An 11130-nucleotide genomic window follows, 5' to 3' on the forward strand; every position below is an offset into this window, starting at 1 on the left:
TAAGTTGTTAATTTTGCTGCTACAATTCATTTTTTATACGATCACATAATCTCTTCTCTCAATTTATCAAATGACATTAGAATATCTTCTCTAACAATTTCATGCTCTTCAGAGGAGTTAACATTGTTTTTTATTTGATCCGTTAAATCTGAAATCGTATTAAATTCATACAATTGAGCAATCGTTAAACTCACATCGAACTTCTTATTAATTTTACTAATCAATCGGATGGACAGAATCGAATCTCCTCCTATCCAGAAAAAATTATCCCGAATACCAATTTTATTCTGCTTTAAAACTTCTTCCCATATCGATACCAGTTCAGATTCCATCTCATTTCTAGGGGCTTCATAACTTGAAACAGCTGTCTCTTCTTTTAGATCTGATAAGGCTTTTCTATTTAATTTTCCACTGTTGGTTAATGGAAAACTATCCAACTCTATAATCCGGCTTGGGATCATATAATCCGGTAAACTATCTTTTAGGTGGTCAAATAACAGTTCTTGGGTATATCCTGATTTTGAAATAACATAAGCTACCAGATATTTACGAAGAGTCGAATCACCTTTTACCAATACGGCAACATGCTCTACGTAATCGAATTCTTGAATCCTGGTTTCTATTTCGCCTAATTCTATCCTGTTTCCTCGAATTTTAACTTGATTGTCAATCCTTCCCAGATAAGAAATCTCTCCATTTGGAAGCCATTTTGCTAAATCTCCTGTGCGATAGGCCCGCTTCTGGCTATTAAATGGACTAGGTATAAATCTATCGGAATTTAATTCCGGATTATTCAGATAGCCTCTGGCTACCTGAATCCCTTCAATAAGAAGTTCTCCGGGGATTCCTACAGGTTGCAATGACATTTGCTTATTTACGATATAGATTTTTGTGTTAGCTACCGGTTTTCCTATAGTAACTCCTGCTCTTTTTGTATCTACTTCTGTTAAATCAATTGAAGTGACATCGATGGCAGCTTCTGTTGGTCCATATAAATTATGAATTCGAACCCAAGGTAATTTTTGCTTAAACTCTTCAACCATTACTCCCGGTAAAGCCTCTCCGCTACAAACTACATGACGCAAGCTTTTGCATTTTGAAGGATCTAGTTCTTCCAGAAAAATGCCTAACATCGAAGGCACAAAGTGCATAACTGTAACTTGTTTTTCTGCTATTATTTCCTGAAGATATGCAGGGTCTTTATGTCCCTCAGGTTGAGCAAAAACTAATTCACATCCGGTTATAGAAGGCATTAAAAGTTCCCAAACGGAAACATCGAAAGTATAGGGCGTTTTTTGTAAAATAACATCCTTTGAGCAAATTTTAAGATCATCCCGCATCCATAACAACCTGTTATATAATCCTGAGTGATCATTTAAAACTCCTTTAGGATTACCTGTTGAACCGGATGTATATATCGCATAGGCTATGTTTGCGCCCGAAACAGTTCTCTGTATTGCTGGAATTTTAGAGTTGCTTTTTTCTTTTTCAAATATTTCTAATACGGCATCATCTATGCAGATCTTATAACTGCTATCGCTTTTTATATATTCTAATCGAGTCTCAGGATAATGCGTATCTATTGGAACATATCCTGCTCCGGATTTTAAAACCCCCAAGATAGCTATCAACATTTTTTGACTGCGCTCTAGTTTTATACCCACTAAATCATTTGACTGAACTTCAAAATTTTCGCATAAGTAATAGGACAACTGATCTGTAAGAACATCCATTTGCTGATAACTAATAATTGCATCTTGATAGCTCACTGCTGTTCGATCCGGAAATTCTGAAACACATTCTTTAAATAAATCTAATACTGTTTTATCCTCTTCATACTTAACTGCAGTAGCATTGAATACATTCAATATTAAATCGCGATCATCAATCGATAAATTTGTTTCACTCAATTTTTGATTTGGTAAATTGAGATAAATTGATAAAATTTCATCAATTAAACTATGAATTTTCTCTAGTGTAATATCTAATTTCAAACCTCTTTTTAGTGCATAGCCTAATTTTAATTCGTGTCCGGAAAGGTTGATATTCAAATCAAAAACAGTATTAGTTGCTTCAAAAGACTTTACATTGAAATCAAACTCCCGAGATTTAACAAATGATTCATCTGTTTCCAACTCTAATTCATTGTAAACATGAAAATCGACATAATTAACCAACACATCAAAAAATGGTGAACCTCCCAGAGTTTCCTCATTTGTTATCTTTGAAATCTCATATAATGTTAACCGCTCATTTTTCTTAATAGCCGTTAATTGATTTTCTGTATTTCTAAAATAATCAGACCATGTTAAATTATGAGAATTCTCCAATCTGTTTCTAACTGGTATAGTATTCAAAAAACAACCTAAGATTTTCTCTCCATCCTCAATTACAGGTCGATTATTGGTGACCATTCCTATTACAAAGTCTTCTTCATAATTCATAATTTTAAGAACATGAATAAAAGCTGCATAAATTGCTGTTTTTATAGAAACACCGTCTTTTTTACATTTTTCCTCTAATTTGTATTTGAAATCAAAATCATAGACTTTTTCAAAATGTTCATTGGCATTTTCACTTTTAAATATATCCAGGCGCTTATAATCTGCTAACTCTTCTTGCCAGAAGCTGATATTCTCCTGATTGTTTTTTTCATATAATTCTTCAATTATAGCATCTCTGTTTGTAGATTTTAACTTTTCGAATTTAGGAGTAGTACTATTGGTCAGATCTCTATAAATTTGGAATAATTCAGTGTTTAGAGTAGCCATACTCCATCCATCTAAAATGGCATGATGAAACTGGAATAAAAATATAGTTGCTGTTTCATTAATTTGAAATAAACTAATACGCCAAAGTAAGCCTGATTCCATGCTAAACGTATTTTGTCTCTCCGATACCATATATCTTTTGATATAATCCTCTTTTTCTTTAGTCCCAAGCTCCTTAATATCTTGATAATCTATAGCGAATTCTATTTCCTTTTCTACTATTTGTACTTCATATTCATAAGTTGTCAGATCAAACCTTGATCTCAATGAAGCATGTTTCCAAATTAATATTGAAAATGCTTCTTTAAATCGTTCTGTGTTGACAGTCGGAATTTGGAAAACAAATTGGTCGTGGTATATTCCTGTTCCGGAATTTAAACTAGAAAGAATTACCATTCCTTTCTGTATATCGCTCATCGGGTAAACATCTTCAATTGTTTCCGCGCAAGAAATTTCAGTCAGCACCTTTTCCTTTATAAGGTCAATTTTATCCTCAATCTCTTTTTTAGTGAATTGCTTATGTTTAGAGGAATAAACATCTTTTTCAATCTGAGTACGTAATGCCTCAACTGTATTAAATTCATACAATTGAGCAATCGTTAAACTCACATCGAACTTCTTATTAATTTTACTAATCAATCGGATGGACAGAATCGAATCTCCTCCTATCCAGAAAAAATTATCCCGAATACCAATTTTATTCTGCTTTAAAACTTCTTCCCATATCGATACCAGTTCAGATTCCATCTCATTTCTAGGGGCTTCATAACTTGAAACAGCTGTCTCTTCTTTTAGATCTGATAAGGCTTTTCTATTTAATTTTCCACTGTTGGTTAATGGAAAACTATCCAACTCTATAATCCGGCTTGGGATCATATAATCCGGTAAACTATCTTTTAGGTGGTCAAATAACAGTTCTTGGGTATATCCTGATTTTGAAATAACATAAGCTACCAGATATTTACGAAGAGTCGAATCACCTTTTACCAATACGGCAACATGCTCTACATAATCGAATTCTTGAATCCTGGTTTCTATTTCGCCTAATTCTATCCTGTTTCCTCGAATTTTAACTTGATTGTCAATCCTTCCCAGATAAGAAATCTCTCCATTTGGAAGCCATTTTGCTAAATCTCCTGTGCGATAGGCGCGCTTCTGGTTATTAAATGGACTAGGTATAAATCTATCGGAATTTAATTCCGGATTATTCAGATAGCCTCTGGCTACCTGAATCCCTTCAATAAGAAGTTCTCCGGGGATTCCTACAGGTTGCAATGACATTTGCTTATTTACGATATAGATTTTTGTGTTAGCTACCGGTTTTCCTATAGTAACTCCTTCTCTTTTTGTATCTACTTCTGTTAAATCAATTGAAGTAACATCGATAGCAGCTTCTGTTGGTCCATATAAATTATGAATTCGAACCCAAGGTAATTTTTGCTTAAACTCTTCAACCATGACTCCCGGTAAAGCCTCTCCGCTACAAACCACATGACGCAAGCTTTTGCATTTTGAAGGATCTAATTCTTCCAGAAAAATGCCTAACATCGAAGGCACAAAGTGCATAACTGTAACTTGTTTTTCTGCTATTATTTCCTGAAGATATGCAGGGTCTTTATGTCCCTCAGGTTGAGCAAAAACTAATTCACATCCGGTTATAGAAGGCATTAAAAGCTCCCAAACGGAAACATCGAAAGTATAGGGCGTTTTTTGTAAAATAACATCCTTTGAGCTAATTTTAAGATCATCCCGCATCCATAACAACCTGTTATATAATCCTGAGTGATCATTTAAAACTCCTTTAGGATTACCTGTTGAACCGGATGTGTATATCGCATAGGCTATGTTTGAGCCCGAAACAGTTCTCTGTACTGCTGGAATTTTAGAGTTGCTTTTTTCTTTTTCAAATATTTCTAATACGGCATCATCTATGCAGATCTTATAACTGCTATCGCTTTTTATATATTCTAATCGAGTCTCAGGATAATGCGTATCTATTGGAACATATCCTGCTCCGGATTTTAGAACCCCCAAGATAGCTATCAACATTTTTTGACTGCGCTCTAGTTTTATACCCACTAAATCATTTGACTGAACTTCAAAATTTTCGCATAAGTAATAGGACAACTGATCTGTAAGAACATCCAGTTGCTGATAACTAATGATTGTATCTTGATAGCTCACTGCTGTGCGATCCGGAAATTCTGAAACACATTCTTTAAATAAATCTAATACTGTTTTATCCTCTTCGTAATTAACTGCAGTAGCATTGAATACATTCAATATTAAATCGCGATCATCATCTAATAGGCAATCAATTTCGGTTAAATATTTATTCTCCAGTGTTGCAAATTGTTCAATAACGTTAAATAAATGACGTGATAATTTTTCTATTGATGCTGCGTCATATTTCTCACTATTGAACTTAAAATCAATCCGCATGGAGGTCGTCGATGGCAACACCATAAGATTAAAATCATAATTTGTTTGTTCAAAGACCTCGATAGCTTCAACAAATAAGTTCTGATCTGATTCGTCACTCCTATTAATCAAGCTGGCACTTTCTTTTACAGCCTCTTGAATTGGGAAGTTCTCGAAAATCATAATGTGATTAATCAATTCGGTACCTAGTTCGCTTTGAGATTGCACTTTTGCTAAATTTTGATAATGATGTGCATTACTATCAATTGCCATTTGTTGCATTCTTTTTAGAAGCGTAAGCGGAGTATCCTTTTCTTGGTGTTTTATTCGGATTGGGATCGTATTAATAAACAATCCTATCATATCCTCAATTTCACTTAAGTCTGCAGGTCTGCCAGATACTACAGCTCCGAAAACCACATCATTTGTATTATTGTATTTTGATAATAAATATCCCCAAACAGATTGTAAAAAAGTACTCTGTGTAATAGCGGCTGAATTACATAAAGTTTGCATTTTTGTAAATAACTCTCCTTCGATCTTTAAGGATTGTGTCCCTTCTGTATAAGTACTTTGTGCTAAATCTTTAACAAAAGGTAGAATTGCCACAGTGTTATAATCTTCCAGATAGTTTTTCCAGTATCCCATCGATTCATCCGTGTCTACAGACCTCAACCAATGTATATATTCTGAATATGGCTTTGGTTCTGCCAGATTAACAGCACTATTTCCACTAATACCCATTAATAACTGATTAAAATCATTAATCAATATACTCATACACCATCCATCCATTAATATGTGATGATGACTCCATACAAACTCATAATAATTATTTCCTAAATCAAGTACTTTTAATCGCATTAATGAACTATCGGAAAGTATAAAGCCTTCCTCTCTGTCTTTCAACTTAAATTGCTTAACATAGTCATCAATATTCCTTTCTTTTATAGAAGCAGGCAGCTTTTCAAAATAAAAATTTGCCGCTACTTCTTTTCGAACTACTTGTAGTGGTATGTCAGTTATATTATTTATAAAACCCGTTCTCAGTACCGAATGTCGTTCAACTAATTTTTTATAGGCTTCATGAACTTCACTAATCTCTATATTTTTTATTTGCAATCTGTAAGATATTTGCTCAAAATATAACGAATTCGACTTGCTGGTTAGCCAGTGATAATAGATACCTTGTTGCAATGGCGAAAGCTCATATACATTTTCTATAGTTTGCGTTGACTTAATCTGACTTAATTCATTCACTGTTAATTCTTTGAACAGCAAGTCCGAAGGTGTTTTATAGGTTTCGTTTTTCTTTGATACCTTCTCAATTAACAATAATAATTTTTCTTGATAAGCCTCTGATAATTTTTTAATTGTATCGTGAGAATACATCAAATCAGAGTACATTATAGTCATAGAAAGTTTTCCCGACTCTGTAGATCCTGTAATACTTAAAAGAGAAATATCTGAATTTTCTTTTGCAATGTTATCCCCAATAGATTCGGAGGAATAACTAAAATCAGATTGAAAATTTTCTGAGAAAGAGTTGTCAAAATCTCCCAAATAATTAAACGATATGGATGAATTTATTTCCAGCGCTCCATAGTCCTCATTCAAGTATTTTAAAATCCCAAAACCTATTCCTTTGGCAGGTATTTTTCTAATATTTTCTTTTACTTTTATTAGGCTATCTATATCTTCCTCTGTATTTGTAATGTCTAATATTAAAGGATATTCTGTTGTAAACCAACCAATGGTTCTGCTAACATCTATATCTTCAATTATATCTTCTCTTCCATGGCCTTCCATCTTAATTATGGTACGATCCTGTTCAAACACTTCTTTTATGGCCAATGCTAAACCCGTTAACAATACATCATTGATTTCTGTTGTATAAACCTTATGAAATTTGGTTTGTAGCAACTCCGTTGTTTGTCTGTCTAAGCTAAAAGTGAACTGATTCTCCAGGGCTGCAGCGCTCTCATTGATTTTATAATCTGTTTTTATTCGAGCTGCTTTTTCTTGACTTAATGTAGACCAATATGATGCTTCATTAATCATTTTTTTACTATAGGCATGTTTTTGTTGTGATAATGCCCATTGTTGAAATGAATTTGTTTTTAATGGCAATACTAACTTTTCATTTTTTTCTGCCTGATTGTACAGTGTTAATAAATCTTCAATTAGAATTCTCCACGAAACAGCGTCTATTACTAAATGGTGCACTATTATTGCCAGTCTGTCCCCGTCATTCATTTTGAAATGTGCCACTTTAAGTAACGGACCATTAGTAAGATTAAATGATTTTTGCAGCTTTTCAGACACAGCAGTCATTTCGTCTAATGGGTTTTCATAAGTCGTCAGATCATGATCAATTACTGTATAATCTCTTACATCAAAGGGATTATTGTATTGTATCCTTTTTCCATTCTCTTCTTTAAAGACGATTCGCAAGGCATCATGATGCTCCAATAACTTATGGATACAATCTTGTAATACGATGCTTTTTATTCTTGACTCACTTTTTAACAGTACTGACTGATTGTAATGCTGTGGCGCATTAACGTTAGGGTTTTCGAAAAGATAATGTTGTATAGGAGTTAAAGGAGATTCTCCTACAACCTCTTTTTGATTAATTATGGTTACACTTGAAGTTAAAAGCAATGCTAAATTCTCAATAACAGGATTCCTTAATATTTGCTCGACTTTTAGAGTGTACCCAGCTTGTTTTAATCTGGAAACTATTTGAATAGATTTTATAGAATCACCTCCTAATTCATAAAAACTATTCTTGACACTAATTTGTTTATGTTTTAACACTTCTTGACATATCGTCACTAAAACTTCCTCTTTTGTGTTTCTGGGAGCTATATAATCAACTTTTACTGATAATTGATTTTCATGAAGTTGTTGCAACTTTTTAGTATCAATTTTACCATTAGGTGTAAGTGGAAATTTCTCAAATTGCTGATAGTGTGCGGGAATCATGTAATTAGGTACTCTATCGATCAGGAAATTCCTTATTTCTGCTACATTGAATGCTCTATCTGCAACAATATAAGCGAATAGCTCCTCTTGATTTGCAACTCCTTTTTTTACTAACACAACTACTTCCCGGATACCTTCAATCTGTCTTATATAAGATTCTATTTCTCCAAGCTCAATTCTATATCCTCTAATTTTTACCTGATTATCTGCTCTTCCAAGAAATTCAATATTGCCGTCATACAACCATATCGCTACATCTCCTGTTCTATATAATTTTACTCCTTTTTCAAATGGACTCTCTATAAATTTTTCTGAGGTCAGTTCTGGCCTGTTTAAATATCCTTGTGCTACACCTTCTCCCGAAATATATAATTCACCTATAGCTCCTTTAGGGATAAGTCTTTGCTCCTTATTTAACAGGTAAACTTTGGTGTTACCAATAGGTTTCCCTATGGTAGAAATGACAGGCTCATTCCTACTATATTTGTATACAGAGCTCCAGACGGTGCATTCAGTAGGTCCATATTCATTAAATAAAGTACAATCGCTTAATGTTTTAACCGCATGAAATTCGTCAACCAATGAGGTATGACATAATTCTCCTGCTACAATGATTTCTTTTAAATCATTGTTCATTTGCGAAAGAGGTTGCAATAATATTTTAAGATAGGAAGGCACAGTTAAAAAGTGACTTACCTTTTCTTTCCGAATGAAATCTGTTAGGTATTCAATATCCTCTAACATATCTGCGGGAGGTATACATAATTTACCTCCAACACTGAGTGTTCCAAAGATCCCAGCTATAGAACTATCAAAAGCAATAGAAGATAAGAGTAAAAAAGCATTTACTTTTTCATAAGCTTGTATTCTTGCATTATTAGAATGCATTAAATTTTTATGTGAAATTAAAACCCCCTTTGGTTTTCCTGTAGAACCGGAAGTATATATAACATAAGCCAAATCTGAAGGTTTGATATTTAATATCCTATTTTCATCAGAATAAGATGTTTTTCTTGTAATAAATTCTTCTATTACCTTATCATCTATTATTACTTTACATTGAGCATCATTTTCAATAAAATCAATCCTTTCTACGGGATAATTAACATCTATTGGAACATAAGCTCCATTTGCCTTTAGTGCTGAAAAAATAGCAATTATAGCCCAATGCCCCTGAGCTAATTTTATTCCGATAAAATCATTTGGCTGAACATTAAATTGCTCAATCAAATAGCTTGAAAATTGATTCGAAATTTTATTGAATTCACTATAATTAAGTTTAGTATCTTTATCAGATATAGCCATTTCATCAGGAAATTCTTTGGCTATTTCCTCTATTACATCCACTATTGACTTACTTAAAGTAGATTTGTTTTTTACGTTGTTAAATAGGACTAATTGCTCATTTTTTTCTTCGGCACTTAAAAAATCAAGCTTTTCTATTGGATCATTGGAGCATACTACTATTTCTGAAATTCGTTTGAAATGACCTATCAGTGTCTTAATCATGTCCTCTTCATACAAATCTGTATTATAAACTGCTTTTAAAAACAGGTGCCCATCTGTTTCTGAAAAGTGAAATTCTATATCAAATAATGCTTTGCACAGGTTTTTACTTTCTATATCGATACTGTTTTTTTCTTCAAAGATCTCTCCTGTATCATCATCGGTGTTTTGAAGAATTAACATGATATCAAAAAGAGGACTACGACTAACATCTTTTGTTAAATTTAAATCCTCAATTAATAAATCAAAAGGATATTCTTGATGCAGAAATGCTTGCAACGTGTTCTTTTTAACTTCTTCATAAAATTCTTTAAACGAATGCTGAGCGTCAATTTTATTTCGGAGTGCCAAAGTATTTACGTAAAAACCTATTTGGTTTTCTAAAGCCGCATGGTTTCTACCAGCAACAGGAGCCCCAATTACGATATCATTTATATTCGTGTAGCTATAAATTAATACATCTAATATTCCCAGTAAGGTTATAAAAAGACTGCCTTTGTTATCGTTAGAAAATTGCTTTAATTTTTCTGTTAAAGGTTTTGATAAATATGTTTCTATTGACGCACCATTATGTGTTTTTAATAATGGTCTTTTTTTACTTGAAGGCAAATTAATTCTTGGTAACTCTTCAAAGAAAACACTTCCCCAATAGTCTTTATGGGTAGCATCAGGTTTTGCTAATTGTTGTAGCTGCCATTCTGCATAATCTTTGTATTGAATTTCCATCTTTTCAATTTCATTCTCTCTCCCAGATGCGTATAACTTATAATGATTTAAAACATCTTTAGCTAATACGCCCATAGACCATCCATCACTTATAATGTGATGCATATTATAATAAAAGGTATATTCATTACCGGAAGTTTTGAAAATTGAAACTCTCAATAGTGGTCCATTTTCTAAATCAAACTTCTTATATGAATCTTCTTGTATATAATCTGTTATGATTTTTAATTGATCCGGCTTATCACTAAAATCCTTGTAATTGATAACAAAATTGAGTTCTGTAACAGGCAAAACCCATTGACGAATTTCATCATTATCGTTTTTTCTAAATACGGTACGTAATATTTCATGCTTTTCAATTACGGAGACTATTGCTTTTTTGAATTTTTCAATATCATAATCCCCTTTTAATTCAATCGATGCAGGCATATTATAAGCTTCAGAAACGCCTTCAAATTGAGATGAAACCCAAAGCCTCTTTTGAGAATGCGATAAGGCATAACTTTCCTGAGTTTCAATTTTTTTGATTTCTTCAAACTTTTTAGCTGAAGCATATTTTTTAAAGTAGGCTACTAACTCTGCTTTGTGTTCTTTTAATTTTGAAATGATGTTGGGGTCCAATTGATCCCCGTCAAAACTGATTTGCAAATCATCACCATCTAAGGTTAAGCTTATTTGATGATCGGTAATTTCTTTTATTAATTCAATTATTTCCATA

At 32.9% G+C, this 11130-nt stretch carries 1 protein-coding gene; it reads right to left on the reverse strand.

Features of this window, described 5'->3' with window-relative positions; genetic code table 11:
• Positions 1 to 41 precede the first annotated feature (41 nt).
• Positions 42 to 11129, reverse strand: a complete 11088-nt coding sequence (locus LNP23_RS19465; RefSeq protein ID WP_230002493.1) for a non-ribosomal peptide synthetase — start codon at positions 11127 to 11129, stop codon at positions 42 to 44.
• Position 11130 lies beyond the last annotated feature (1 nt).

This window comes from Flavobacterium cupriresistens (assembly GCF_020911925.1).
Lineage (GTDB): Bacteria > Bacteroidota > Bacteroidia > Flavobacteriales > Flavobacteriaceae > Flavobacterium > Flavobacterium cupriresistens.